Here is a 24,984-nt window from a genome sequence, read left to right as displayed (position 1 = left end):
TCTTTCTCTGTGGTGATCCGTTGCCCAGACGCAAACCGAAACGCTTACTTCCTTGAGCATAGTCCCCGCGGAAACGATTTGTCGCGAGGATCATCCAGTTTCGCTCTTGCCGGTCCCGCACTTGCCGATCATGCCTCAGTTGCCCGGCACCGTGGTGGCAAAAGTGGTCATGTCCCCCTTCGGGCGCTTGTCGGTGATCTGCTGGCCCTCGATCATGTAGAACACGGTCTCGGCGATATTGGTGGCGTGATCGCCGATCCGCTCGATGTTCTTGGCGCAGAACATCAGATGGATGCAGAACGAGATGTTGCGCGGATCTTCCATCATGTAGGTGAGCAGTTCGCGGAACAGCGAGGTGCAGATCGCATCGACCTCCTCGTCGCCCTTCCAGACGTTCATCGCCGCCGGCAGGTCGTGCGCGGCGTAGGCGTCGAGCACCGACTTGACCTGCGACAGCACGAGGTCGGTCATGTGCTCGAGGCCGCGGATCAGCTTCAGCGGCTGGAAATCGCTCTCCAGCGCCGCGACGCGCTTGCCCATGTTCTTGGCGAGGTCGCCGATCCGCTCGAGGTCGGTCGCGACACGCATCGCGCTGACGATCTCGCGCAGGTCGATCGCCATCGGCTGGCGGCGCGCGATCGTCAGCACCGCGCGCTCTTCGATGTTGCGCTGCAGATTGTCGATCTCGATGTCGGCGGCGACCACGCGCTTGCCGAGCGCGACGTCGCGACGGATCAGTGCGTCGACCGACTCGGTAATCATCCGCTCGACCAGGCCGCCCATCTCGGCGACCAGGCGCGTCAACTCCTGCAGATCGCTGTCGAATGCCTTGGCGGTATGTTCAGAAGCCATCGCTTGTCTCCCTCAACCATGATCCCGGGGATCATGGTTTCGTGTCCTGAATTTTAGCATGATCCGATCGGAAAACCGGTTCCCACTTTTCCGGATCATGCTCTAGCCGAACCGGCCGGTGATGTAGTCCTGGGTGCGCCGATCGCTCGGTGAGGTGAAGATCTTGTTGGTGTCGTCGAACTCGATCAGCTCACCGAGATACATGAAGGCGGTCTTGTCGGAGACGCGCGCCGCCTGCTGCATGTTGTGGGTGACGATCGCGATCGTGTAGTCCTCGGAGAGCTCCTGGATCAGCTCCTCGACCTTGGCGGTCGAGATCGGGTCGAGCGCCGAGCACGGCTCGTCGAACAGGATCACCTCGGGGCGCACCGCCACGGTGCGCGCGATGCACAGGCGCTGCTGCTGGCCGCCGGAGAGCGACAGGCCGGAGGCGTTCAGCTTGTCCTTGACCTCGTTCCACAGCGCGCCGCCGCGCAGCGCCTTCTCGACCCGGTCGTCCATCTCGGACTTCGAGATCTTCTCGTAGAGGCGGATGCCGAAGGCGATGTTCTCGTAGATCGTCATCGGGAACGGCGTCGGCTTCTGGAACACCATACCGACCCGCGCGCGCAGCAAGTTGAGGTCGAGCTTGGGGTCGAGAATGTTGGTCTGGTCCAGCATCAGCTGGCCGACCGCGCGCTGGCCCGGATAGAGGTCGTACATCCGGTTGAAGATGCGCAGCAGGGTCGACTTGCCGCAGCCGGACGGGCCGATGAACGCCGTGACGCGGTTGGTGCCGAGCGTCAGGTTGATGTTCTTCAGCGCGTGGTGCTCGCCGTAATAGAAGTTGAGGTTGCGCACCGTGACTTTCGGCGGCGCTTCCGGCAGCGGAACCTGGGGAACGTGGCCCGCGGCAGTCGTGGAGACGGAAAGCTCGGTCATTTTGCGGCCCTTTCGGCACCAAGGATACGCGCGCCGATATTCAACGCGAGCACGGTGAATGTGATGAGCAGCGCACCGCTCCACGCCAGCTCTTTCCAGTAGGCGTAGGGGCTCTGCACGAAGTTGTTGATGGTCACCGGCAGGTTGGCCATCGTCTTGGTCAGATCCAGGCTGAAGAACTGGTTCGACAGCGCGGTGAACAGCAGCGGCGCGGTCTCGCCGGCGACGCGGGCGGTCGCCAGCAGCACGCCGGTGATCAGACCCGATCGCGCCGCACGATAGGCGATCCGCTTGATCACCAGCGAACGCGGCAGGCCGAGCGCGGAGGCGGCCTCGCGCAGCGGATTGGGCACCAGGAGCAGCATGTCCTCGGTGGTGCGCAGCACGACCGGGATCACGATCACCGCGAGCGCGAGGCTGCCTGCGATCGCCGAGAAGCCGCGCATCGGCACCACCACCGCGCCATAGATGAACAGGCCGATGATGATCGAGGGCGCGCTGAGCAGGATGTCGTTGATGAAGCGGATCACCGAGGTCAGCTTGTCGTGCTTGCCGTATTCGGCGAGGTAGGTGCCGGCGAACAGGCCGAGCGGCGCGCCGATGCCGACGCCGATCACCGTCATGATGAGCGAGCCGACGATGGCGTTGAGCAGGCCGCCTTCGGTCGAGCCGGGCGGCGGCGTGTTCTGGGTGAACAGCTGCACGCTGAGGCCTGTAAGGCCGTTATAAAGCAGCGTGATCAGAATCAGCGCCAGCCAGGTGACGCCGAACAGCGCCGCGCCGACACAGAGCGCGCGGATGACGATGTCGTTGCGGCGGCGGGATTTGTAGATCGGGTTCATGGCGTTACTTCCCCGCCTTCTTTTCAAGCCGCATCAGCATCAGCCGCGCGCCGGCGAGCACGAAGAAGGTCAGCACGAACAACAGCAGGCCGAGCAGGATCAGGCCGGACTGGTGCAGGCCGTCGCTCTCGGCGAATTCGCTAGCGATCGCCGCCGAGATCGTGGTGCCCGGCGCGAAGATCGACGACGAGATCCGGAACGAATTGCCGATGATGAAGGTCACCGCCATGGTCTCGCCGAGGGCGCGGCCGAGCGCCAGCATGATGCCGCCGATCACCCCGACGCGGGTGTAGGGGATCACGACGCTGCGAACGACTTCCCAGGTGGTGCAGCCCATGCCGTAGGCGGCCTCCTTCAGCACCGGCGGCACGGTCTTGAACACGTCGACCGAGATCGCGGTGATGAAGGGCAGCACCATGATCGCAAGGATCAGCGCGGCGTTGAACAGGCTGAGATAGGACGGCGGGCCTGCGAACACCGCGCCCAGCACCGGGACGCCCTCGAAGATCCGGATCATGAAAGGCTGGAACGTGTTCGCCAGGAACGGGCCAAGCACGAAGAAGCCCCACATGCCGTAGATGATCGAGGGGATGCCGGCGAGCAGCTCGATCGCGATGCCGATCGGGCGGCGCAGCACTTGCGGGCAGAGCTCGGTGAGGAACACGGCGATGCCGATGCCGACCGGAATGGCGATCAGCATCGCGATGACCGAGGTGATCAGCGTGCCGTAGATCGGGCCGAGCGCGCCGAGCACCGGCGGATCGGCCGAGGGCGCCCAGCGCTGCGTCCAGAGGAAGGCGAAGCCGTATTCCTTCATCGCCGGCCAGGCGCCGACGATCAGCGACAGGATGATGCCGCCGAGGATCAACAGAACCGAAATCGCCGAGATGCGGGTGATCCAATAGAAGGTGAGGTCACCGAGCTTGAAGGCGCTGAGGGCCTTGGCGCGATCGTAAGGTCCCGCGGCTTCCATCACATCGCTCTGAACAGCCATGTCTGCCACGCCAATCCCCTCTTTAGTATGCAAAAGCCACGCAAACCGCTACGCCCCGAAGCGATCTTCACTGACGCATTTGGCCGGGCGTCGTCGTTCCAGCCACGCCCCTTGAGGCGCGAACCCCGGCCTCGATCCCGCGCTTGTTGCCGCGGTGATGGAGACCGGGTCTTGGTCGCTCGACCTGTGCCGCGATCGAATCGGCACAGGTCCTGTCGCAGCGTCGGACTTAGCTCTTGATGTCCGAGGACCAGGTCTTCTCGATCAGCTTGACGACCGAGTCCGGCATCGGGATGTAGTCGAGCTCTTCGGCCGCCTTGCCACCCTTCTCGAAGGCGTACTTGAAGAACTTGAGCGCTTCCTGCGAGGCCGCCTTGTCGGTCGAGTCCTTGTGCATCAGGATGAAGGTCGCCGCGGTGATCGGCCAGGAGGCTTCGCCCGGCTGGTCGGTCAGGATCACGTAGTAGCCGGGAGCCTTGGCCCAGTCGGCGTTCGACGCCGCGGCCTGGAAGGCGGCGATGGTCGGCTGCACGGTCTTGCCGGCCTTGTTGACCAGCGCGGTGTAGGTCAGCTTGTTCTGCTTGGCGTAGGCATATTCGACATAGCCGATCGCGTTCTTGGTCTGGCTGATGTTGCCGGCAACGCCTTCGTTGCCCTTGGCGCCGACGCCGACCGGCCACTCGACCGCGGTGCCGGAACCGACTTTGGACTTCCAGTCGGCATTCGACTTGGAGAGATAGTCGGTGAAGTTGAAGGTGGTGCCCGAACCATCCGAACGGCGCACGACGGTGATCGCATCGCCCGGCAGGGTCAGCTTCGGGTTGAGCTTGGCGATCGCCGCGTCATTCCACTTGGTGATCTTGCCGAGATAGATGTCGCCGAGCACTTCGCCGGAGAGAACCAGCTCGCCCGACTTGACGCCCTCGACGTTCACGACCGGAACGATCGCGCCCATCACCATCGGCCACTGGACGAGGCCGTCCTTCTCGAGCTGCTCGGCCTTGAGCGGAGCGTCGGTGGCGCCGAAGGTCACGGTCTTGGCCTGGATCTGCTTGATGCCGGCGCCGGAACCGATCGACTGATAGTTCAGGCCATTGCCGGTATCCTTCTTGTAGGCGTCAGCCCACTTCGAATAGATCGGGAACGGAAACGTCGCGCCCGCGCCGGTAATATCGGCAGCGAAGGCCGACGTCGAAGCGGCGACCATGCCGGCTGCGACGATTGCTTTGATGAAATTCATGGGGTGGTCTCCATCCTGTGAGCGAAGCGCCGAATGCGCCCGATCGCGCTCACGCCGGTCCATCTAGGAGCGGTCGGTGCTGCTTTTACGAAGGTTGGATGACAGTTGGATGACAGTGCTAAGCAGCTGAAAACGCTTAGCTTTGGGTTGGTAACGGGGTCTTCGGCCGAGGAAAACAGGCGGTAAAAGTGGCGCCGTTCTTCGGCACGCTCTCGATCAAAAGGCGCCCGCGATGACGGTTAAGAATATGTTTCACCAGCGATAATCCGAGGCCCGTTCCGCCCTGGTTACGGCTGTCGCCGACGTCGACCCGGTAGAAGCGCTCGGTCAACCGCGGCAGGTGCTCCGGGGCGATGCCGGGGCCGAAATCCCGTACCATGACACGGATTTCGGGAGCCCCCTCGCCCGATGCGCCCGAAGCGGCCTGATTCAGCGACACTATGACGCGGCCCCCGGATGCGCCGTATTTGAGGGCGTTCTCGATCAGGTTCTCGAACAGGCGGAGCAGTTCCTCGCGGTCGCCGGCGATCATGACCGGGGCCTGAGGCAGGCCGACCTCGATCTCGACCTGGCGCTCGCTGGCCAGTGCCTCGAGCCCGTCCGCGACCTGGCGGATGATCGGCACGACATCGATCGAGGCCTCGGGCCGCACATGGGCCGACAGCTCGACCCGCGACAGCGACAGCAAATCGTCGATCAGCCGCGCCATGCGGGTCGCCTGGGTGTGCATGATGCCGAGGAAACGCTCGCGCGCCCGCGCGTCCTCGCGCGCCGGCCCCTGCAGCGTGTCGATGAAGCCGGACAAGGCGGCGAGCGGCGTGCGCAGCTCGTGGCTGGCATTGGCGACGAAGTCGGCGCGCATCTCCTCGACCCGGCGCAGCGGCGTCAGGTCGTGGAAGGTCATCAGCATGCACTTCTCGGTGCCGCCGAACTGGGTCGGAACCGGCACCGGCGTGATCACCAGTTCCATCCAGCGATCGACCGGAACGTGGTCGGTGTAGGTGGCGCGGCGCGGCTCGGTGGTCGCGATCGCCTCGCGCAGCGCGGTGATGATCTCCGGCGAACGCAGGGCAAATTGCGCCAGTTCGTTCTTACGCAGCGCGGGCGCGAGCTGCGCCGCGGCGGTGTTGAGATGGATGACGCGGCCGGCGCGATCGAGCAGCACGGCCGGGTCCGGCATGCCGGCGACGACCGCGCTGACCGCGGCGGCCTCGACCGGATTGACGCCGCGGACGTCCTCGCGCGAGGTTCCGGCATCGTGCAGCCGCCATGGCACCAGCGCCGCGGCCGCGATGCAGACGAACACGGCGCTGGCGCGCACCAGCGACAATTCGCCGAGCGCGACCACCACGCTCAAGGCCAGCGCTGCGGCAAGCAGGATCAGCGCGGAGTGGCGCAACCGGTCGGGCCAGGGCGAGAAGATGGAGGAAGATGAATCGTCAATTGCCATCGCGGCGGCTTTCATCCCGTCGGTTCATGTCTCGCCCAGGTGCGGTCACATCGACCTTCCCTCGGGAGGCATCGGGCCGCTTCATCAGACCCCGGAGTCACCGCGCTTGCGAACCAGAACCGCCTCATGGTGCGGCTCGGCGCGGGGACCCGAATCAGCCTGCGGCAGCCGTTTGAGTCGGGCGCCGACGATAACCTCCCGAAACGTCAGCAAGATTACAGATATGACGAACGGCGCAATATAGTAGAGCAGCCGGAACAGCAGCATACCGCCGAGCAGGTCCTCGCGGTCCATCTGCCAGAGGCCGACCAGCATGGCGGCGTCGAACACCCCGAGGCCGCCGGGGGAGTGGCTGGCGAAGCCGAGCAGGGTCGCCGACACGAAGATGACCGCGACCACGACGAAGCCGAGATTTGGCTCGTCCGGCACCAGCACGTACATCGCCAGCGCGCAGAAGCCGAGGTCGAGGATGCCGATCGCGATCTGCAGCAGCGTCAGCGGGCCGCCCGGCAGGGTCACCGTCCAGGGGCCGCGGCCGACCACCCGCGGCTGGGTCCAGACCCAGACCACATAGGCGACCAGCGCGGTGATGATCGCGAATGCCAGCGCCCGGTTGAGCCAGGGCGGCAGCTGGTCGATGTTGGCGGCGGCCTCCGGGTGGTAGGCGATGCCGAGCCCGAGCACCGCGGCATTGCCGAGCCAGAAGGTGAGGCCGGCGAGAAAGCAGATCTTGGCGACGTCGATCGCGTTCAACCCCCACGCCGAATAGATCCGATAGCGCACCGCGCCGCCAGTGAAGACGCTGGCGCCGACATTGTGGCCGATCGAGTAGGAGGTGAAGGCCGCGAGCGCGTTGATGCGGTAAGGTACATGGGCGTGGCCGATCGCGCGCACCGCGAACAGATCGTAGAAGGTCAACGTGAAGTAGCCCGCCGCGACGAACAGTCCAGCCAAGGCAATCTGCCGCGGCTCGGTGCTCTTGATGGCCTCGAGCACCTCGTTGGTGTCGATGCCGCGCAGCATGTGATACAGGACGTAGCAGGCGATGCCGATGACGGCGATGCTGATGACAACACCCAGCCGATGCAGGATTTGCTTCTGGCGCAGAAACGCCATCGCCCTGCGTATTGCTTCCAGCATCTAGACCTCGAATTGCGATCCCGCGACGACGGCTCCCGGGCGAACTCCGCCGGCGCTTCGCTGTGCCCTGGCCCGTGTAGCGCGTTTTAAACCGGAGTGGAATTCGTCAAAAGACAATAAAACGCGCATCTTCAAGATATTAGGGATGATTCATGACAGCGGGTGCACAAATATGCGCGTTTCCCGCCGCCTTCGACAAGACTTGACATGCGCGTGCGGCAGTTAGCCCGCCGAACGGCTCGCAAGGCCATCCGGAAAACTACGGTGAAGCACCGGCACGGCCGAATAGAGAATGATCTTCCGCTACCCGGCCGACACGCGCTTCGCTGATCATCGATCCCGCGCGGCCATGACCGCGGCGACGATCTCGGCGGCATCGGGAAAATGTCCCTTGGCGCGCCTGGCGACGACCTCGTCGCCAAGCTTGACCTCGAAGATGCCGCCCGTGCCGGGGATCAGCGTCGCATCGACGCCAAGGCGCTCGCGCAACAGCGCCGCGGCCTCTTTGGCACGCTTCTCATAGCCGCACGGCCGGCAATAGGTGATCGAGACATTCGTCATGTCATGCCCTCCGTGCTCTCATGCGGCATGGCGCTGCGCGGAGGCGGCCTCGACGCCGGCGATCCAGCCGGCCACAGAACGGCCGATCGCCTCCGGATGATCCTCCTGCAGATAGTGCGCGCCGGCGCCGAGTTGAATGACTGCGCAATGCCTGAGCGTCTTGGCGAATTCGGCGGCAAAGGTCGGTGACACCAGCGCCCCGGGCGTGCCCACGAACAGCAGCTTCGGATAGGTCGATGCCGCGAGCGCCGCATGCGCCACCGTGAGCGCCTGCGCGACGTCGGCCGGCTCGCCGGCGATCGGCAGTTCGCGCGGCAGCATCAAGGTCGGCTTGCGGCTCTCGCGCGTCGCAAACGGCGCGCGGTAGGCGGCCATCTCCTCCTCGCCGAGCGTGCGCAGGATCGAGCCGGGCAGCACGCGTTCGACGAACGCATTGTTGTCGAGGACCATCGCCTCGCCCACGCCCGGGTTGCGGAATTTCCGGAACGTCTCCCGCGCGGCGTCGTGCTGGTGGAAGTCCGACCAATCGCGCATCGGGCGGATGAACTCCATGAAGGCGAGCCCGCGCACCAGTTGCGGACGGCGTGCCGCGAGGTGAAAGGCAAGCGCCGTGCCCCAGTCCTGGGCGACGAGATAGGCCGAGGCGATGCCGAGTTCGTCGATCAGCGCGTCGAGATAGTCCGCCTGGTCGAAGAAGCGATAGCCGATGTCGGGCTTGCCGGACTGGCCGTAGCCGATCAGGTCGGGCGCGATGCAGTGCCCGACAGGGGCGACCAGCGGCATGATATTGCGCCAGATGTAGGACGACGTCGGATTGCCGTGCAGGAACAGCACGTGCGGCGCGTCGCTGCGGCCGGTCTCGCAGTAGGCCATCGTAGACCCGAGCACGGCGCGATGATGCAGGCCGATATCGGCGGATGTGGTCATGGCAACTCCTTGAACACGGTTTGGAATGCGATCGTCTTGAAACGCGTCAGCGCAGCCTCGCTGCGTTCGACCTTCATGCGCAGCATCGCGCCCTGCCAGGATGCGAGCAGGAAATCGGCCAGCTGATCGGGATCGAAGTCGGAGGCAATCTCACCGGCGGCCTGAGCCTCCGCGATGCAGGCCGCAAACGGCGCGCGCCATTCCCGGAAGATGTCGTCGAGCTGCTCGCGCAGCATCTCGCTCGAGCCCGACGCCTCGAGGCTGAAATCGCCGATCAGGCAGCCGCGGGTGAAGCCGTCATGCGCGAGCTTGCCGGTGATCAGATCGAGATAGCTTCTCAGCCTTTCGCGCGGCGTCAGCGTCGTGTCGCCCAGCGCTTCGGCGACGAGGCCGCGGACATAGAGGAAGTAGCGGTCCAGCACCTCGGACGCGAACAGCTCCTTCGAGCGGAAATGGTTGGTGAAGGAGCCCTGCGGCGCGCCGGCGGCGGCGGTGACGTCGCGCACGCTGGTGCCGTGATAGCCGGTCCGGAACATTTCCTTCAGGCCGGCGTCGAGGATGGCATCGCGGAGAGAGAGTTTTGGCATGGGCCAGATTTAATACGCACGTACGTATTAATGTCAAACGCTAAAATGAACACGGCTCGCCCTGCGCTTGGCGACGCCGCTCAGGCCTGCCGGATCAAGAGGTTACGGTCAGCTCGCGGGCTTGCTGCGCGAAACTACCCAGTCGCGCAGCCAGGAGCCGATCGCGCAGCCGACGAGATAGAGCGCGAACATGACCAGGAAGAGATCGAGCCAGTAGCCGAACCGGCCGGGCACGATCCGCGCGAACGACGTCGCCACCAGCGCGGCGGCGAGCAGCGCCAGCCAGCGCATCCAGACCTTCGAGACGCCCTGCGCCCGATGCACCACCGCGATCCAGCCCATGCAGAAGCCGAGCAGCGCCGCGCCGAGCAGCCAACCCCAGAAGAATGTCGCGAGCACGGTCATCGCTACTTCACCACGAATTCGATGCGGCGGTTCTGCGCCTTGCCGTCTTCACTCTCGTTGCCGGCCAGCGGCTGCGCACTGCCATAGCCGATCGGCGTGAAGCGGCTGGCAGGCAGACCGGCGCGCACGAGGTAGTCCACCACGGCCTGCGCGCGCCGCTCCGACAGCGCTTGGTTGGCGGCCTCCTCGCCGTCGCTGTCGGTATGGCCGGCGATCTCGATCGTCGCATTGGGACAGCGCAGCGCGGTCTCGATCAGGCGGTCGAGCAGGCCGGCGGAATCCGGCACGATGTCGGCCTTCCCCGACTCGAAGCGGATCTTGCCCTTGGAGAGGATTTCGGAAAAGAGCTGCTGGCACACCGTGGGATCGACCGGGGCCGCCGCCGGCTTGACCGTGACCTCGGCCTTGTACTGCCAGCCCTGCGGAAAATCCTTGCCGAGCCCGTCGCGGATCTGGCCGGCGGCGGCATCGTAGAGCGCATCGCCCGACAGCTTCACCTCGCGGTCCGATACCACCAGCGTTCCGGTCGACAGCCGCGACAGTGCGCCGAGCGCCGGCACCACCGCGGCGGCGAAACCCGACGGCGCGCCGATGCTGGCCTTGAGATTGTCGACCACCTTCTCGCTGAAGAACTTGCGGCCGGCGGCCGCGACCAGCGCGGCATGCACGTTGTTGTCGGGGACGTAGCCGGTCAGCGTCAGCGTCACCGCGACCGGGTCCTTGTAGGCCTGGAACACGTAAGGCGGCGCCTTGATGTCGTTGGCGGCAATCGAATAGCCTTCCGGCAGGTTCTTCAGCGCCGCAGCGACCGCTTCGCGTCCGCCGAGCTCGCGCGCCATGCCGGCGAGGGCAACCTTGTTGTCGGTCAGCGTGATCTTGCCTTCCTTCAGCTTGCCGATCTGGTCGAGCAACAGCAGCGCCGCCGCGTCGAACCGCGACGGCGCGCCGCGGGCGAGCACCATCTGATCCACCACCTCGACACCGCCGAGGCTGGCCTTCGCGGCCTCCGTCAATTTGCCTTTACTCGACGGCAGCGGCGCATTTCCGCCAAGCGTGACCCGCACCACGTCGCGTTCGGCGGACCAGACAAAGGGCTTGGCTTCGGGAACAAGGCGGGTCTCGTCGTTGACCAGCCGCACGCCAGGCACGGCTTCGACCGACGCCACCGCGCTGAGACGGCCGTCCTCGGAGAAGGCGTTGGCCGCGAACGTCACATCGCGGCCGTCGACGCTGATGCGGCGCTTGTCGAGAACGGTGTCCTTCAGTGCGGCATTCGAGCGCGCGGCAAGGTCCGCTTCGACCGTTGCGGTGCTCGTCCAGGCCGCAATACCCCAAAACACGACCAGTGGAATCACCCCCGGCCACCACTTGCTACTCCACTTGAAAAGTCCGTGCATTCAGCGTCCTGCGGGGTCGGGAACCAGAGAGAAAACAAACCCTTGGCTGACTGTCAAACCCCAAATGACGCGCCATGGCGGGGGCGCCATGTCGGACCGGGATAACAGTTTCTTCAGTGGTCTTTCGCTAAGTTTGCCGCGGAATGCAAATCGGCCGGCCAGCGCCCTCATGAAACAACTCCGCAACACCGTGATCCGTGCCGGCATGGAGGCGTTGTATTTCTCGGGTGCGCATATCCTGCTGCGGCCGATCTTCGCCGGCGTCGGTGCCATCTTCATGCTGCATCACGTCCGCCCGCGGCGCGGCGATGCGTTCCAGCCGAACCATCATCTCGAGGTCACGCCGGACTTCCTGCGCGCGATGCTGACGCATCTGCGCGCGCTCGACGTCGACGTGATCAGCATCGACGAGGCGCATCGCCGTCTCGTCGAACGGAATTTCGCACGCCGCTTCGCCTGCTTTACCTTCGACGACGGCTATCGCGACAACCGCGACTTCGCACTGCCCGTGATGCGCGAGTTCGGCGCCCCGTTCACGGTCTATGTCGCGAGCGATTTCGCCGAGGGCTGCGGCAGATTGTGGTGGATCGCGCTGGAGCGGGTGATCGCGGCCGCGGGCACAATCGAGGTGCCTATCGACGGCGCCATGACGCGGATCGACACCGCGACACCGCAGGCCAAGCGTACTGCTTTCGGCCGCATGCACGACTGGCTGCGTTCACTGCCCGGCGAGCAGGAGATGCAGGCCGAGATCTCCGCGCTGTGCGCCCGTCACGGCGTCGACGAGACCGGCATCGCGCACGAGCTCTGCATGTCCTGGGACGAGTTGCGCGGCTTTGCCGGCGATCCGCTGGTCACGATCGGCGCGCACACCATCACCCATTGCAATCTCGCCAAGCAGAGCGAGACCATCGCATCGTTCGAACTCGCGACCAGCCGGGCGCGGATCGAGGATGCGCTGCAGCGGCCGGCGCTGCATCTCGCCTATCCCTATGGCGACCGGATCGCCGCCGGGCAGCGTGAATTCGCCCTCGCCCGGTCGATCGGCTTTCGGACCGCGGTGACGACGCGGCCGGGCATGCTGTTTCCGGAAAGCGCCGACCATCTGACCGCCTTGCAGCGGGTCTCGCTGAACGGCAATTACCAGGACGCGCGCCTGCTGCCGGTGCTGACATCAGGCGCCGCCACCGCCGTATGGAACGGCTTTCGCCGCATCGACGCGGCGTGATCCGCCTTCCGTAGCCCGGATGCAGCGAAGCGCAATCCGGGGCAATCGTGTCCGCGGATAGCATTTTCCCGGATTTCGCCCCGCTGCATCCGGGCTACGGGCAGCTCCCCTCTCCTTGACTCGATCCCCGGCCGCGCCCAGAACCACTGGCAACGCAATGGAGGAGCGCATGTTCAAGGATCTGTTCTCGCTGAAGGGCCGCGTCGCGCTGGTGACCGGAGGATCGCGCGGCATCGGCAAGATGATCGCAGCCGGCTTCCTCGCGCAGGGTGCCGCCAGGGTCTATATCACCGCGCGCAAGGCAGGTCCCTGCGAGGCGACCGCGCAGGAGCTGTCCGCCGCCTATGACGGCGAATGCATCGCGCTGCCGATCGACATCTCGACCGTCGAGGGCTGCGAGAAGCTCGCGGGCGAAATCATCAAGCGCGAGCCGAAGCTCGACATTCTCGTCAACAATGCCGGCGCGGCCTGGGGCGCGGATTTCGACGAATTTCCGGAGAGCGGCTGGGACAAGGTGATGGACCTCAACGTCAAGTCGATCTTCTTCCTGACCAAGGCGCTGGCCAAGCCGCTGCGCGCGGCGGCGACGCACGACAAGCCGGGCAAGGTGATCAACATCGCCTCGATCGACGGCATTTTCGTCAACCCGATGGAGACCTATTCCTATGCCGCGAGCAAGGCCGCGGTGATCCATCTGACGCGCCGCATGGCGACCCGCCTGATCAAGGACAACATCAACGTCACCGCGATCGCGCCCGGCGCGTTCAAGTCGGACATGAACCGCGCCGCGCGCGACCACGCCGACGAAGTCGCCAAGCGCGTGCCGTCACGTCGCGTCGGCAGCGACGAGGACATGGCGGGTACCGCGATCTACCTCGCCTCGCGCGCCGGCGACTATGTGGTGGGCAACACCATCGCGGTCGATGGCGGCGTGGTCTACGCGACCGCGGGGCTGGAAATCGCGGGGTAAGCGCGTCGAGAAGCGCGACGGAAGCGCCCCCCTCGCCCCGCTCTTGCGGGGAGAGGGCTGGGGTGAGGAGCTATCTCCACACAACTCGGCGGCAATTGAACTCGCGGAAGCTCCCCCTCGCCCGGAACACATCTAGCGATGCGTTCCGACCTCTCCCGCACGCGGGGCGAGGTAAAGCGGAGTCCGTTGCGCGGTTCGAAGTCGCGTCATCCCGCACTAGCGAACGCACCTCTCAAAAAGAAAAGGGGCAAGCCAGGACCTTCTCGGCTTACCCCTTTTCGGCCCCTCCGGGAGGAGAGGAACTGCTAGCTGACGATCAGCTCTCGATCCTCACATATTCGAAGTCGCCGGGCTTGTTGTCGATGCCGACCTTGGGCGGCGAGATCCAGGAGGCGAACTGGCCGGGTTCGGTCACCGGCTTCATCAGCGAGGCGATGAAGTCGCCGTCCGCGGTCGACGGCAGCCAGTCGTTCTTGCGCTTGGCCCAGGTGGCGTCGTCGATCAGGAGGCCATCGGGCGTCGCATGGACGTCCTTGAACTCGCCGATCTGGCGGTGGAAGGCGGTGTTCGGCACCGCCAGCTTGTAGTCGATGCCCGCGGTCGAGATCACCTTGTTCCAGCGCAGCATGCCCTTGACGCAATCCTGCGTGTAGTCGTCGCGCAGCCGCATGTTGAGCGCGGTCAGCGCCGGCTCGTCGACCATCTTGATCTGGCCGTCCACCATCTTCATGACCGGATAGGTCGAGCTCTTGAGCTGGTGATCGTCGTCGATCGTGGTCTCCTTGTAGCGGCCCTTGATGCCGGCGTTGAAGGCATTGGCCGCGTTGGTCGACACTTCCGAGCCGAACAGGTCGAGCGACAGCGAATAGTGCAGGTTCAGCTTCTTCTGGATGGTCGGCAGGTCGATCACGCCAAGCGCGCGGACCTTGGCAATGTCGTTCGGATCGGTGATGCCGGCTTCCTTCATCGCATCGCAGGTGCGCTGCACGACGCGGGTGATGCCGGTCTCGCCGACGAACATGTGGTGGGCTTCCTCGGTCAGCATGAAGCGGCAGGTGCGCGACAGCGGATCGAAGCCCGACTGCGCCAGCGAGTGCAGCTGCATCTTGCCGTCGCGGTCGGTGAAGTAGGTGAACATGAAGAACGACAGCCAGTCCGGCGTCGCCTCGTTGAAGGCCCCCAACATGCGCGGGCTGTCCGCGTCGCCCGAGCGGCGGCGCAACAAATCATCCGCCTCCTCGCGGCCGTCGCGGCCGAAATACTTCTGCAGCAGATAAACCATCGCCCAGAGATGGCGGCCTTCCTCGACATTGACCTGGAACAGGTTGCGCATGTCGTAGAGCGACGGCGCGGTCTTGCCGAGATGGCGCTGCTGCTCGACCGAGGCCGGCTCGGTGTCGCCCTGGATCACGATCAGGCGGCGCAGCATCGCGCGGTGCTCGCCGGGGACTTCCTGCCAGGCCGGCTTGCCGTAGTCTTCGCCGAACGGGATGACGCGGTTCTCTTCCTGCGGCGCAAGGAGAATGCCCCAGCGATATTCGGGCATCCGCACGTAATCGAACTTGGCCCAGCCGCGCGGATCGACCGAATAGGCGGTGCGCAGATAGACCAGCGATTCCTGGAAGCCCTCGGGGCCCATGTCGCTCCACCAGTCCATGTAGCCGGGGTGCCAGCCCTCCAGCGCCTTGAGCACCTGGCGGTCCTCGGCGAGATTCACGTTGTTCGGAATCTTGGTCGAGTAATCGACGTTCATGATATTCATGTTCATGGCAGCCTCCTTTTCATCCTGGCTCGCATCTTGCTCCGCCGTCATCCTGAGGAGCGCGCTCGCGCTCGCACCTCCAGCGACAATGGCGAAGCCATTGCGCGGGGATGACGGCGGTGTTTGCTCTAAACCCTCGTCATGTCGAATTGCGCCTTCTGGCCGGTGCCGTAGCGGCGCAGTGCGCCGTCCTCACCGACCGCGTTCGGCCGCTGGAAGATCCAGTTCTGCCACGCGGTGAGGCGGGAGAAGATCTTCGATTCCATGGTCTCGGGACCGACGAAGCGCAGATTGGCTTCCATGCCGGTGAGGCCGTCGGGCGAGAACGAGGTGCGCTCCTCGAAGAACACGCGGACCTCGTCGTCCCAGTCGATGTCGTCGAGCGCGAAGGTGACGAGACCGAGCTCCTCGGCCTCCTCCGCGTCGAGCGCCCTGCCGATCGCGCCTTGCGCGCGCTCGATATCCGACGGGTCGGCCTGGAAGCGCGATTGCAGCCGGGTCAGGCCGTGGCTCATCGGATAGGGTCCGAAATTCATCGCCGTCAGCTCGATCGCCGGCGGCGGACGGTTGTCGCCCTGCTTCTGGCCGATCAGCATGTAGGAGCGGTCGGCGGCGAACACGAGCTCGGCCAGCGTGCCGACGAAGCAGGAGCCGGGCTCGACCAGCGTCACCAGCGTGCGCGAGGTGACGTCGATGCGCTTGAGCACGCGCTTCCAGTAATGCCTGACCTCGTTGACCAGCCAGTGCGCCTTGTTGGCCTCCAGGAACGCGTCATAGGACACGACATTGGCGCGGTCGCCATGGCTCTTGAACACCAGCATCGCGATCTCGAGCTCGTTGATGCGCAGATGCAGGATCGCATCATCAAGTTCACGCGCGACCTGCAGCGGCCAGAACGCAGCGCCCTGCGCGATCATGCCGTCGATGCCGGCGGGCGCTGCGGTCTCCGGCGCCTTGATCGAGATGGTGGCGATGCGCGCTGCGCGATCGATGTCGACGCTGACGAAGCCGTAGCGGATCGCGCTGTCGTCGATGGTGCGTGTCAGCGGCGCCAGCGCAATGCCTTTGCCGGTGCCGTTGCGCTTCGACCTCGCGGCGAATTCCTTGACGCGCTCGGCCAGCTTGCCCTCAAGCTTGGAGTTCGGCGCAATCTCGTCGACCAGGCGCCAGGAGACGGCGCGCTTGCCCTTGATGCCTTCCTCGATGGTACAGAAGAAATCGGCATGGTCGCGGCGCACCTTGCGCTTGTCGACGACGCGCGTGAGCCCGCCGGTGCCCGGCAGCACCGCGAGCAGCGGCACTTCCGGCAGTGCGACGGCGGCAGCGCCGTCGTCGGCCATCATGATGTGGTCGGTGGCGAGCGCGAGCTCATAGCCGCCGCCGGCCGCGGTGCCGTTGACGACGGTGATGAAGCTCTGACCGGAATTCTCGCTGGAGTCTTCGAGGCCGTTGCGGGTCTCGTTGGTGAATTTGCAGAAGTTGACCTTGTGGGCGTGGGTCGAGCCCGCCAGCATGCGGATGTTGGCGCCGGCGCAGAACACGCGGTTCTTGCCCGAGCGCATCACCACGACCTTCACCTCGGGATGCTCGAAGCGCAGCCGCTGCACGGCGTCCGCAAGCTCGATGTCGACGCCGAGATCGTAGGAATTCAGCTTGAGCTGGTAGCCCTCGAACAGGCCGGCATTCTCGTCGACGTCCATGGTCAGCGTCGCGACGTCGCCCGCGACGTCGAGCTTCCAGTGCCGGTAGCGCGACGGGTCGGTCTGGAAGTCGATGTACTTCGCCCCGCCTGCAAGGACGCGATCGTCACCAGCCATGGTGCCACCCTTATCTGTTGTCTTGCCGTTGTTTGTTTGAAGATTCGTCGCCGAGGTCTTATGCACAATAATGCATGTTTTTGACCTAGTCTAGTTCAAAACGCAAAAACATGCATTTTGTTTCATGTTTGCCAAATTCACTCGCTCGGCCAATGACCTGGGCACCGGCACCAAAGGTCAGGCGGCCAGTGCCGGGTCGTCGCGCAGCGCCGCGCTGGCGAATTCGGTGACCGCCTCGAGCGTCACTGCGGGCGCCTCGCGATGCGGCGAGTGGCCGGCGCCAGCGATGGCCACGACGTCGACCGGGCAGTAGCACTCCTCCTGGGCGATCTCGACCTGGCGCATCGTGCCGTACTGGTCAGCCGCGCCCTGCACGATCAGCACCGGCACGCGGATATAGGCGAGATAGTCGGAGATATCCCAGTCGCGGAATGCCGGATCGAGCCAGGCACCGTTCCAGCCATAAAAGGCGTTGTCGACGTCCTTGTGCCAGCGCGCCAGCTTCTCCTTCAGATTGGTGGTCTCATACGCCGTCTTGATCTCGGCGATCGACGTCACCGAAATGTCCTCGACGATGAAGTGCGGCGCGAGCAGCGCAAGGCCGTGCAGGCGATGATCCTGATGCGCGCCGGCATAGATCGCCGCAATCGACGCGCCGTCGGAATGGCCGAGCAGCAAGCCGCGGCGGAAGCCGATCCGATCGAGCAGCTTCGGCAGCACGTCGAGCGCCTCGCGATGCATGTAGTCGACCGGACGCGGCAGCTTCGCCGGCGTTGATGCGCCATATCCTGCGCGCGAATAGGCGAACACGCCGGCGCCGGTCGCCGCCTGCAGCTTCTCGGGGAAGTCGCCCCACAGCCCGACCGAGCCGAGGCCTTCGTGCAGCATCACGATGGTCGGCGCCGCGTCCGGCGAGGGACCGATCATGCGGTATTCGAGCTCGGCGCCGTCGATGCCGAGGAAGCCTGAGGGTGTTAGGTTTTGCATGTTGGAACCTTCCTCATCGTCGTCCCGGCGAAGGCCGGGATCCATAACCACAGGCGTTAGTTGTTGCGCAAAGCCGTTGAACAGCGTCTCTCGAAACGAAGGCCGCGGCGTATGGGTCCCGGCCTTCGCCGGGACGACGCGAGGAGCTAGTGCTCGTGTTCCCGCAACTTGAATCGCTGGATCTTCCCGGTCGCCGTCTTCGGCAGATTGTCGACCACATCGATCCAGCGCGGATATTTCCACGGGCCGATCTTCTGCTTGACGTGTTCCTTCAGCGCCTCGTGCAGGCCGGCCGCCGAGCTTTCGGGCCGCAGCACCACATAGGCCTTCGGCTTGAGCAGACCTTCCGGATCGGCTTCCGGCACGACGGCGGCTTCCAGCACCGCCGGATGGGTGATCAGCGCGCTCTCGACCTCGAACGGCGAGACCCAGATGCCCGAGACCTTGAACATGTCGTCGGCGCGGCCGCAGAAGGTGTAACGGCCGTCGGCATCGCGTGTGTACTTGTCGCCGGTGCGGGTCCACGCGCCCTCGAAGGTGGCGCGGCTCTTGGCCCGCTGATTCCAGTAGCTCTCGCCGGCCGAGGGCGCATCGACCAGCAGCTCGCCGACCTCGCCGTCCGCGACGTCGGCACCAAGCTCGTTGACCAGCCGCACCTTGTAGCCGGGCACCGGACGGCCGGACGAGCCGTATTTGATGTCGCCGGGCGCGTTCGACAGAAAGATGTGCAACAGCTCGGTCGAGCCGACGCCGTCGAGAATGTCGACGCCGAACCGCGCGCGCCAGGCATTGCCGACTGATTCCGGCAGTGCCTCGCCGGCCGAGGTGCAGACGCGCAGGCGATTGCCCGCGGCTTGCGCCTTCATCGCGTCGTCGTTGAGCATCGCCGCAAACAGCGTCGGCACGCCGAAGAAGATGCTGGGATGATATTTGTTCATCAGCGCGAACATCACCGCCGGCGTCGGCCGCTCGGAGTTGAGCACCGTGGTGGCGCCGACCGACATCGGGAAGGTCAGCGCATTGCCCAGCCCGTAGGCGAAGAACAGCTTTGCCGCCGAGAGGCCGACATCATCCTCGCGGATCCCGAGCACCTGCTTGGCGTAGGTCTCCGCGGTCGCCGCGAGATTGGAATGCAGATGGCGTACGCCCTTCGGCATGCCGGTCGAGCCCGACGAATAGAGCCAGAATGCCGGCTCATCGGCATGGGTCGGCGCGGTGGCGAACACGTCGCTCTCGCGCGCGATCTCGTCGGACAACTTGTTGTGGCCGTGCGCATCCTTGCCGGAGACCACGACATGCTCGAGGTCGGGCATCCGCGCGATGATGTCCTTCACGACCGGCAGCAGCGCCTCCGACACGAACAGCACGCGGGCTCGGCAATCACCGAGGATGTAGGCGTATTGCTCGGCGGTCAGCAGCGTGTTGAGCGGCACCGGCACCACGCCGGCGCGGATCGCGCCCAGAAACACGATCGGGAAATCGACCGCGTCCAGCATGATCATGGCGACCCGCTCCTCACGGCGGACGCCGAGCCGGCGCAGCATGTTGCCGACGCGGCGGGTCTGCTGCTGCAACTGGCCATAGGTGATTCGCGACACCGTATCGTCGAACACGACCTTGTCGCCGCGGCCTTCATCGACGTTGCGGTCGAGCAGCCAGGAGACCGCGTTGTAAGTCATGCTCCGCTCCTCGCACCCGGACGTGCCACGCTTCCCTCTCCTGTGAATTTAAGAATTATAATTCATACAAAGCCACTACGTTGGCTTGCTGTCAATCCTTGTCGGCACTATGTTTCCTAGAACCTCGGTCTGATTCAGTCAGGACCGCGCGTCGCACAGGGATCATGACCGCAGCCAACGACCCGGAAACCGACTTCCTCGAGCAGCTCGGCCGGCGCGTGCGCACGATGCGCGCCCTGCGCGGCATGTCGCGCAAGGTGCTCGCCAAGGTTTCCGGCATTTCCGAACGCTACATCGCCCAGCTCGAAAGCGGCAAAGGCAATGTCTCGATCGTGCTGCTGCGCCGTGTCGCAGGCGCGATGGGTGCGCATCTCGAGGACCTGATCCCCTCCAGCGAGCCGGTGCCGGACTGGGCCGTGATCCGCGACCTCCTGCGCAAGGCGTCGCCGAACCAGATCGCGCAGGCCAAGGACATGCTGGCCGGCAGCAGCCCGCTGGCGCCGCGCCGTGCGTCGTTCTCCGGCATCGCGCTGATCGGGCTGCGCGGCGCCGGCAAGACCACGCTCGGGCGGATGCTGGCGAAGAAGATCGGCTGGAGCTTTGTCGAGCTCAACAAGGAGATCGAGGCGCAGAACGGCCTCTCGGTCGCCGAGATCATCGCGCTGTACGGCCAGGAAGGCTTTCGCCGCATGGAGCAGGCCGCGCTGACGCAGCTGCTGGCGCGGAAGGAATTGATGGTGCTGGCGACCGGCGGCGGCATCGTCTCCGAGGCGCTGACCTTCGACCTGATCCTGTCGTCGTTCTACACGATCTGGCTGAAGGCCGAGCCGGAAGAGCATATGGCCCGCGTCCGCCGCCAGGGCGATCTGCGCCCGATGGCCGACGACCGCTCGGCGATGGCGGAATTGCGCAACATCCTGGTCAGCCGCGAGCCGCTCTACGCCCGCGCCTCCGCGGTGGTCGACACCGCCGGGCTTTCGGTCGACGCCGCCGCCGCGCGGCTGATCGATTCCGTGCGGCCGGTGCTGCAGAACGAGGCGCGCAGCTTCGGGCTGCGCAGCGTGGCGTTGTAAGCGGACAACCACTACCGCGTCACAACCGCTTCATCCCCTCATCCTTGAGGAGCTTGCGCAGCAAGCGTCTCGAAGGACGAGGCCACTAGCCGGGCCTCACGGTTCGAGACGCGCTTCGCGCTCCTCACCATGAGGGATTTCCAACGCAATGGACCTACAGCAGCCGGCTCTTCACATCCTCAGCGCCCTCGCGCAGCAACGGCAGGAAGCGGTCGATCAATTCCTTGGCCGGCACACGATCGACATGCGCGCCCATGTTGATGGCGGCGACGATGGTGCCGTCGTAGCGGTGCACCGGCACCGAGATCGAGCGGAAATGCGGCTCGGCCTCGCGATCGACCAGTGAATAGCCCTGCGCGCGATCGGTGATGATGGTGGCGAGCAGCTTCTTCGGATCGGTGACGGTCTGCGGCGTCACCGGATCGCGGCGCATCGCCTTCAGCCGCGCCGCGAGCTCGGCATCGGCGAGCCGGCCGAGCATCGCGCGGCCGACCGAGGTGCAGAACGCCGGCAGCCGGTAGCCGATGTCGAGACCGGCGGAGAACACCCGCGTCGGGCTCGAGCGCGCCACGAACACGACGTCGTCGCCGTCGAGCAAGGCCAGCGAGGCGATCTCCTGCGCCGCGGTCGCGATGCGGTCGAGCACCGGCTGCAACACCGTCACCACCTGGTTGGATTGCAGGAACGAGCCCGCGAGCGTCAGCACATGCGGCGTCAAGGTGAACAGCTTGCCGTCGGTGGCAACGAAGCCGCCATGCGCGAGCGTGAACAGGATGCGGCGCGCGGTGGCGCGCGGCAGATCGGCGGCACGCGCCAGATCGCTCAGCGTTGCCGGGCCAGACACGGTGCCGAACACCTGCAGCAGGCGCAGGCCGCGATCGAGCGCCTCGACGAAATCGGTGGCGCGCTCGTCCTGGTCGGTCCGTTTCAGCTTGGGCATGAGGCTCGGCTTTTGAACGGTTCAAAAATTGCGCTTGCTGTCCGAAACAGACATGGCATAATTCGCACATTCGTTCAATAGGCGAACAAATCCAAGTCCGGGAGACGCCGCCATGATGAGCCAGGAAGCGAACGATCTGATCACCCGCACCGGTCGCAAGGACCCCTGCGGCAGACTGATGCGGAGCTACTGGCAGCCGGCGGCGCTGGTGGATGAATTGGACGGGCCGCGCCCGGTACGGCCGGTCCGGCTGCTCGGCGAGAACCTGGTGCTGTTCCGCGGCGAGGACGGAAGCTATGGACTGATCGATCGCCACTGCGCGCATCGCGGCGCCGACCTCGCCTTCGGCCGGCTGGAGAATGGCGGGCTGCGCTGCGCCTTCCACGGCTGGCTGTTCGACACGTCAGGCCAGTGCATCGAGACGCCGGCGGAGCCGGCCGGCTCGCAGCTCTGCAAGGGCATCAAACAGCGTTCCTATCCCGTGGTCGAGAAGAGCGGCATCCTGTGGGCTTATCTGGGCGAAGGCGCCCCGCCCGCCTTTCCGGAGCTCGACTGCTTCGTCGCGCCCGGCAGCCACACGTTCGCGTTCAAGGGCCACATGAACTGCAACTGGCTGCAGGCGCTCGAGGTCGGCATCGATCCGGCGCACGCCTCCTACCTGCATCGCTTCTTCGAGGACGAGGACACCTCGGCGGCGTACGGCAAGCAGTTCCGCGGCGCCTCGGCCGGCAGCGACATGCCGATGACCAAGATCCTGCGCGAATATGACCGGCCGATCATCAATGTCGAGCACACCGAATACGGCCTGCGCCTGATTGCGCTGCGCGAGCTCGACGCGGAGCGCACCCATGTGCGCGTCACCAACCAGCTGTTCCCGCACGGCTTCGTCATCCCGATGTCGACCGAGATGACGATCACGCAGTGGCACGTGCCGGTCGACGACGAGAATTGCTACTGGTATGCGATCTTCACCAGCTACGCGGCCCCGGTCGACAAGCAGAAGATGCGCGACCAGCGGCTCGAGCTCTATACGCTGCCCGACTACAAGTCGCGCAAGAACAAGAGCAACGATTACGGCTTCGATCCGCACGAGCAGGCGACCGAGACCTATACCGGCATGGGCACCGACATCAACGTGCACGACCAGTGGGCGGTGGAATCGATGGGCCCGATCCAGGACCGCACCAACGAGCATCTCGGCCAGAGCGACAAGGCGATCGTGCAGTACCGCCGCCTTCTGCGGCAGGAGATCGAGAAGGTGGAGGGCGGGCAGACACCGATGCTGTTCCTCGACGAGGCCTCCGCGCGCAGCATCCAGGGCCCGGCCACGATGGACGGCATCGGGCCGACCCAGGGCTGGGAGCTCTACTGGATGGAGGTCGACGTCAAGCGCCGCCGCGGCGCGCCATGGGCCGCTCCCGTGCCGCGCGAGATCGCCGGCAAGGTGCATCATCTGACGGCGGCGGAGTGATGATGGTTTCAGTGACGCGGCACGATATCCTTCACCTCGCCCCGCTTGCGGGGAGAGGTCGGATCGCGTCAGCGATCCGGGTGAGGGGGTACAGGTCTATCGATAGATCGAATCGGCGGAGAGAGCCCCTCACCCCGACCCCCTCAGGGCGAGCTTTGCTCGTCCCGGCCCCGCGAAGAGCGAGGCGAGGGGGAAACAAAGGAGTGATGCGGTGAGTTTCGTCGAGCGTCACGGCCTGTGGTCGGATGAGCAGAAGAAGGCCGCACAGCGCCTCCGCCGCATCGTCGAGGAGAAGAACCTCGAAGTCATCCGCCTGTCGTTCCCCGACCAGCACGGCATCCTGCGCGGCAAGACGCTGATCGCCGGCGAAGCGGTGCGCTCGCTGGAGGGCGGCTGCTCCATCACCACGACGATGCTCGCCAAGGACACCTCGCACAAGACGGTGTTTCCGGTGTTCACATCAGGCGGCGGTTTCGGCATGAAGGAGATGGAGGGCGCGGCCGACGTGCTGATGGTCGCCGATCCCACCACGTTCCGCGTGCTGCCCTGGGCGCAAAACACCGGCTGGCTGCTCTGTGACCTCTATTTCAGCGACGGCCGGCCGGTGCCGTTCGCGACCCGCAACCTCTATCGCAAGGTGCTCGATCAGCTCAGCGGCCGCGGCTACGATTTCGTCGCCGGCCTCGAGGTCGAATTCCATCTGTTCAAGCTCGACGACGCCCACATGGCGCCGGAGGATGCCGGCCAGCCCGGGCGGCCACCGTCGGTCAGCCTGCTGTCGCACGGCTATCAATACCTCACCGAGCAGCGCTACGATCTGATGGAGCCGGCGCTCGAGATCATCCGCCGCGACGTCCTCGCGCTCGGCCTGCCCTTGCGCTCGGTCGAGGTCGAGTTCGGCCCCAGCCAGTGCGAATTCACCTTCGCGCCCACCGTGGGACTCGAGCCGGCCGATACCATGGTGCTGTTCCGCTCGGCGGTGAAGCAGATCGCGCGCCGCCACGGCTATCACGCGACCTTCATGTGCCGGCCGAAACTGCCGAACGTGTTCGCGAGCGGCTGGCACCTGCACCAGTCGCTGGTGTCGCGCGGGAGTGGCGAGAACGTCTTCATGGCCAAGGAGACGGGCGAGCCGCTCAGCGCGCTCGGCCGCGCCTGGCTGGCGGGTCTGATTGAGCACGCACGGGCCTCGACCGTGTTCACGACGCCGACCATCAACGGCTACAAGCGCTACCGCTCCTATTCGCTGGCGCCGGACCGCGCGATCTGGGGCCGCGACAACCGCGGCGTCATGATCCGCGTGCTCGGCGCGGCCGGCGATCCCGCAACCCGGCTGGAGAACCGGATCGGCGAGCCGGCCGCCAATCCCTATCTCTACATGGCGAGCCAGATCCTCTCCGGCCTCGACGGCGTCGATCGCAAGCTCGATCCAGGTCCATCCGCCGACACGCCCTACGAGACCAAAGCCGCGCTGCTGCCGAAGTCGTTGCGCGAGGCCGTGTTCGCGCTCAACGACGATCCGTTCTTCCGCCAGGCGCTCGGGCCGGAGTTCGTGGACTATTACGTCTTCATCAAGAACGCGGAGATCGAACGCTTCCAGGCCGAGGTGTCGGACTGGGAGCACCGCGAATATTTCGAGATGTTTTGACCTCGCCGCGGCACCATCCTTGGACCCGTCACCCTGAGGAGCGCGAAGCGCGTCTCGAAGGGTCGACGGCCAACAGCCGGGCCGTGCATCCTT

Annotated in this window: 22 protein-coding genes; 5 read left to right on the top strand and 17 right to left on the bottom strand. The window is 65.4% G+C overall.

Annotated features, from left to right (window positions below):
* Nucleotides 1-135: 135 nt before the first annotated feature.
* The 12 genes from phoU to XI02_RS05450 form a co-directional block, all read right to left on the bottom strand.
* Nucleotides 136-852, bottom strand: coding sequence for a phosphate signaling complex protein PhoU (phoU, locus tag XI02_RS05505; protein ID WP_016844066.1), 717 nt, complete (start codon nucleotides 850-852; stop codon nucleotides 136-138).
* A gap of 102 nt (nucleotides 853-954) precedes the next feature.
* Complete coding sequence (gene pstB, locus XI02_RS05500; RefSeq protein ID WP_016844065.1) at nucleotides 955-1,773, bottom strand: phosphate ABC transporter ATP-binding protein PstB; 819 nt, start codon at nucleotides 1,771-1,773, stop codon at nucleotides 955-957.
* Nucleotides 1,770-2,615 (bottom strand): phosphate ABC transporter permease PstA, encoded by an 846-nt coding sequence (gene pstA / locus XI02_RS05495; protein WP_172648883.1) that lies wholly within the window; start codon nucleotides 2,613-2,615, stop codon nucleotides 1,770-1,772. The genes pstB and pstA overlap by 4 nt, the downstream gene beginning before the upstream one ends.
* A 4-nt stretch (nucleotides 2,616-2,619) precedes the next feature.
* Entirely contained in the window at nucleotides 2,620-3,609 is a 990-nt protein-coding gene (gene pstC / locus XI02_RS05490) for a phosphate ABC transporter permease subunit PstC (protein WP_016844063.1), read from the bottom strand.
* Between the two features lie 229 nt (nucleotides 3,610-3,838).
* Complete coding sequence (gene pstS, locus XI02_RS05485) at nucleotides 3,839-4,849, bottom strand: phosphate ABC transporter substrate-binding protein PstS (protein WP_016844062.1); 1,011 nt, start codon at nucleotides 4,847-4,849, stop codon at nucleotides 3,839-3,841.
* Nucleotides 4,850-4,985: 136 nt separating this feature from the next.
* Nucleotides 4,986-6,299: an ATP-binding protein gene (locus tag XI02_RS05480; protein WP_172648884.1), complete on the bottom strand. Its 1,314-nt coding sequence runs from the start codon at nucleotides 6,297-6,299 to the stop codon at nucleotides 4,986-4,988.
* A gap of 84 nt (nucleotides 6,300-6,383) precedes the next feature.
* Nucleotides 6,384-7,439, bottom strand: a complete 1,056-nt coding sequence (locus tag XI02_RS05475) for a lysylphosphatidylglycerol synthase domain-containing protein (RefSeq protein WP_026192163.1) — start codon at nucleotides 7,437-7,439, stop codon at nucleotides 6,384-6,386.
* 330 nt (nucleotides 7,440-7,769) lie between these two features.
* Nucleotides 7,770-8,000, bottom strand: a complete 231-nt coding sequence (locus XI02_RS05470) for a SelT/SelW/SelH family protein (RefSeq protein WP_172648885.1) — start codon at nucleotides 7,998-8,000, stop codon at nucleotides 7,770-7,772.
* An 18-nt stretch (nucleotides 8,001-8,018) separates the two neighbouring features.
* A complete protein-coding gene (locus XI02_RS05465) occupies nucleotides 8,019-8,927 on the bottom strand; it encodes a haloalkane dehalogenase (protein WP_172648886.1) in 909 nt (302 codons plus the stop codon).
* Nucleotides 8,924-9,514: a TetR/AcrR family transcriptional regulator gene (locus XI02_RS05460; RefSeq protein WP_172648887.1), complete on the bottom strand. Its 591-nt coding sequence runs from the start codon at nucleotides 9,512-9,514 to the stop codon at nucleotides 8,924-8,926. Before XI02_RS05460 ends, XI02_RS05465 begins: the two co-directional genes overlap by 4 nt.
* 108 nt (nucleotides 9,515-9,622) lie before the next feature.
* Nucleotides 9,623-9,919 carry a hypothetical protein gene (locus XI02_RS05455; protein ID WP_016844056.1) on the bottom strand — a complete coding sequence of 99 codons (297 nt, stop codon included), beginning with the start codon at nucleotides 9,917-9,919 and terminating at the stop codon, nucleotides 9,623-9,625.
* A gap of 2 nt (nucleotides 9,920-9,921) precedes the next feature.
* Nucleotides 9,922-11,316 carry an OmpA family protein gene (locus XI02_RS05450; protein WP_069277575.1) on the bottom strand — a complete coding sequence of 465 codons (1,395 nt, stop codon included), beginning with the start codon at nucleotides 11,314-11,316 and terminating at the stop codon, nucleotides 9,922-9,924.
* A 169-nt stretch (nucleotides 11,317-11,485) separates the two neighbouring features.
* On the opposite strand from XI02_RS05450, the gene XI02_RS05445 reads away from it, so the two are divergent.
* Nucleotides 11,486-12,544, top strand: a complete 1,059-nt coding sequence (locus XI02_RS05445; RefSeq protein ID WP_172648888.1) for a polysaccharide deacetylase family protein — start codon at nucleotides 11,486-11,488, stop codon at nucleotides 12,542-12,544.
* Nucleotides 12,545-12,713: 169 nt separating this feature from the next.
* Complete coding sequence (locus tag XI02_RS05440; RefSeq protein WP_172648889.1) at nucleotides 12,714-13,514, top strand: SDR family NAD(P)-dependent oxidoreductase; 801 nt, start codon at nucleotides 12,714-12,716, stop codon at nucleotides 13,512-13,514.
* Between the two features lie 316 nt (nucleotides 13,515-13,830).
* Here XI02_RS05440 and boxB read toward each other — a convergent pair whose 3' ends face one another.
* From boxB to XI02_RS05420, 4 genes are all read right to left on the bottom strand, one after another.
* Nucleotides 13,831-15,282 carry a benzoyl-CoA 2,3-epoxidase subunit BoxB gene (gene boxB / locus XI02_RS05435; RefSeq protein ID WP_026192160.1) on the bottom strand — a complete coding sequence of 484 codons (1,452 nt, stop codon included), beginning with the start codon at nucleotides 15,280-15,282 and terminating at the stop codon, nucleotides 13,831-13,833.
* A 122-nt stretch (nucleotides 15,283-15,404) separates the two neighbouring features.
* Nucleotides 15,405-17,093, bottom strand: a complete 1,689-nt coding sequence (gene boxC, locus XI02_RS05430) for a 2,3-epoxybenzoyl-CoA dihydrolase (protein ID WP_172648890.1) — start codon at nucleotides 17,091-17,093, stop codon at nucleotides 15,405-15,407.
* 177 nt (nucleotides 17,094-17,270) lie between these two features.
* Nucleotides 17,271-18,080 carry an alpha/beta fold hydrolase gene (locus XI02_RS05425; RefSeq protein ID WP_069277605.1) on the bottom strand — a complete coding sequence of 270 codons (810 nt, stop codon included), beginning with the start codon at nucleotides 18,078-18,080 and terminating at the stop codon, nucleotides 17,271-17,273.
* 146 nt (nucleotides 18,081-18,226) lie between these two features.
* A complete protein-coding gene (locus XI02_RS05420) occupies nucleotides 18,227-19,759 on the bottom strand; it encodes a benzoate-CoA ligase family protein (RefSeq protein ID WP_172648891.1) in 1,533 nt (510 codons plus the stop codon).
* Nucleotides 19,760-19,923: 164 nt separating this feature from the next.
* Here XI02_RS05420 and XI02_RS05415 point away from each other — a divergent pair, with 164 nt between their 5' ends.
* Nucleotides 19,924-20,832: a helix-turn-helix transcriptional regulator gene (locus tag XI02_RS05415; RefSeq protein WP_069277579.1), complete on the top strand. Its 909-nt coding sequence runs from the start codon at nucleotides 19,924-19,926 to the stop codon at nucleotides 20,830-20,832.
* 154 nt (nucleotides 20,833-20,986) lie between these two features.
* Here XI02_RS05415 and XI02_RS05410 read toward each other — a convergent pair whose 3' ends face one another.
* Nucleotides 20,987-21,772, bottom strand: a complete 786-nt coding sequence (locus XI02_RS05410) for an IclR family transcriptional regulator C-terminal domain-containing protein (protein ID WP_069277580.1) — start codon at nucleotides 21,770-21,772, stop codon at nucleotides 20,987-20,989.
* Nucleotides 21,773-21,884: 112 nt separating this feature from the next.
* On the opposite strand from XI02_RS05410, the gene XI02_RS05405 reads away from it, so the two are divergent.
* The gene (locus tag XI02_RS05405; RefSeq protein WP_069277581.1) at nucleotides 21,885-23,243 is read left to right on the top strand and encodes an aromatic ring-hydroxylating dioxygenase subunit alpha; all 1,359 of its coding nucleotides are present in this window, start codon (nucleotides 21,885-21,887) and stop codon (nucleotides 23,241-23,243) included.
* A 211-nt stretch (nucleotides 23,244-23,454) separates the two neighbouring features.
* The gene (locus XI02_RS05400) at nucleotides 23,455-24,891 is read left to right on the top strand and encodes a glutamine synthetase family protein (protein ID WP_172648892.1); all 1,437 of its coding nucleotides are present in this window, start codon (nucleotides 23,455-23,457) and stop codon (nucleotides 24,889-24,891) included.
* Nucleotides 24,892-24,984: the final 93 nt, after the last annotated feature.

Source organism: Bradyrhizobium sp. CCBAU 21365, from assembly GCF_015291305.1.
Taxonomy (GTDB): Bacteria; Pseudomonadota; Alphaproteobacteria; order Rhizobiales; family Xanthobacteraceae; genus Bradyrhizobium; species Bradyrhizobium elkanii.
The sequence above is the reverse complement of the archived record's forward strand: the minus strand, read 5'-3'. Positions and strand labels throughout refer to the sequence as shown.

Coding starts and splice junctions, on each gene's coding strand:
- XI02_RS05445 (WP_172648888.1), top strand. CDS start 11,486: ATGAAACAACTCCGCAACACCGTGATCCGTGCCGGCATGGAGGCGTTG.
- XI02_RS05460 (WP_172648887.1), bottom strand. CDS start 9,514: ATGCCAAAACTCTCTCTCCGCGATGCCATCCTCGACGCCGGCCTGAAG.
- boxC (WP_172648890.1), bottom strand. CDS start 17,093: ATGGCTGGTGACGATCGCGTCCTTGCAGGCGGGGCGAAGTACATCGAC.
- phoU (WP_016844066.1), bottom strand. CDS start 852: ATGGCTTCTGAACATACCGCCAAGGCATTCGACAGCGATCTGCAGGAG.
- XI02_RS05415 (WP_069277579.1), top strand. CDS start 19,924: ATGACCGCAGCCAACGACCCGGAAACCGACTTCCTCGAGCAGCTCGGC.
- pstC (WP_016844063.1), bottom strand. CDS start 3,609: ATGGCTGTTCAGAGCGATGTGATGGAAGCCGCGGGACCTTACGATCGC.
- XI02_RS05420 (WP_172648891.1), bottom strand. CDS start 19,759: ATGACTTACAACGCGGTCTCCTGGCTGCTCGACCGCAACGTCGATGAA.
- XI02_RS05480 (WP_172648884.1), bottom strand. CDS start 6,299: ATGGCAATTGACGATTCATCTTCCTCCATCTTCTCGCCCTGGCCCGAC.
- XI02_RS05425 (WP_069277605.1), bottom strand. CDS start 18,080: ATGCAAAACCTAACACCCTCAGGCTTCCTCGGCATCGACGGCGCCGAG.
- pstS (WP_016844062.1), bottom strand. CDS start 4,849: ATGAATTTCATCAAAGCAATCGTCGCAGCCGGCATGGTCGCCGCTTCG.
- pstB (WP_016844065.1), bottom strand. CDS start 1,773: ATGACCGAGCTTTCCGTCTCCACGACTGCCGCGGGCCACGTTCCCCAG.
- XI02_RS05440 (WP_172648889.1), top strand. CDS start 12,714: ATGTTCAAGGATCTGTTCTCGCTGAAGGGCCGCGTCGCGCTGGTGACC.
- XI02_RS05475 (WP_026192163.1), bottom strand. CDS start 7,439: ATGCTGGAAGCAATACGCAGGGCGATGGCGTTTCTGCGCCAGAAGCAA.
- XI02_RS05450 (WP_069277575.1), bottom strand. CDS start 11,316: ATGCACGGACTTTTCAAGTGGAGTAGCAAGTGGTGGCCGGGGGTGATT.
- XI02_RS05410 (WP_069277580.1), bottom strand. CDS start 21,772: ATGCCCAAGCTGAAACGGACCGACCAGGACGAGCGCGCCACCGATTTC.
- XI02_RS05405 (WP_069277581.1), top strand. CDS start 21,885: ATGATGAGCCAGGAAGCGAACGATCTGATCACCCGCACCGGTCGCAAG.
- boxB (WP_026192160.1), bottom strand. CDS start 15,282: ATGAACATGAATATCATGAACGTCGATTACTCGACCAAGATTCCGAAC.
- XI02_RS05465 (WP_172648886.1), bottom strand. CDS start 8,927: ATGACCACATCCGCCGATATCGGCCTGCATCATCGCGCCGTGCTCGGG.
- XI02_RS05455 (WP_016844056.1), bottom strand. CDS start 9,919: ATGACCGTGCTCGCGACATTCTTCTGGGGTTGGCTGCTCGGCGCGGCG.
- pstA (WP_172648883.1), bottom strand. CDS start 2,615: ATGAACCCGATCTACAAATCCCGCCGCCGCAACGACATCGTCATCCGC.
- XI02_RS05470 (WP_172648885.1), bottom strand. CDS start 8,000: ATGACGAATGTCTCGATCACCTATTGCCGGCCGTGCGGCTATGAGAAG.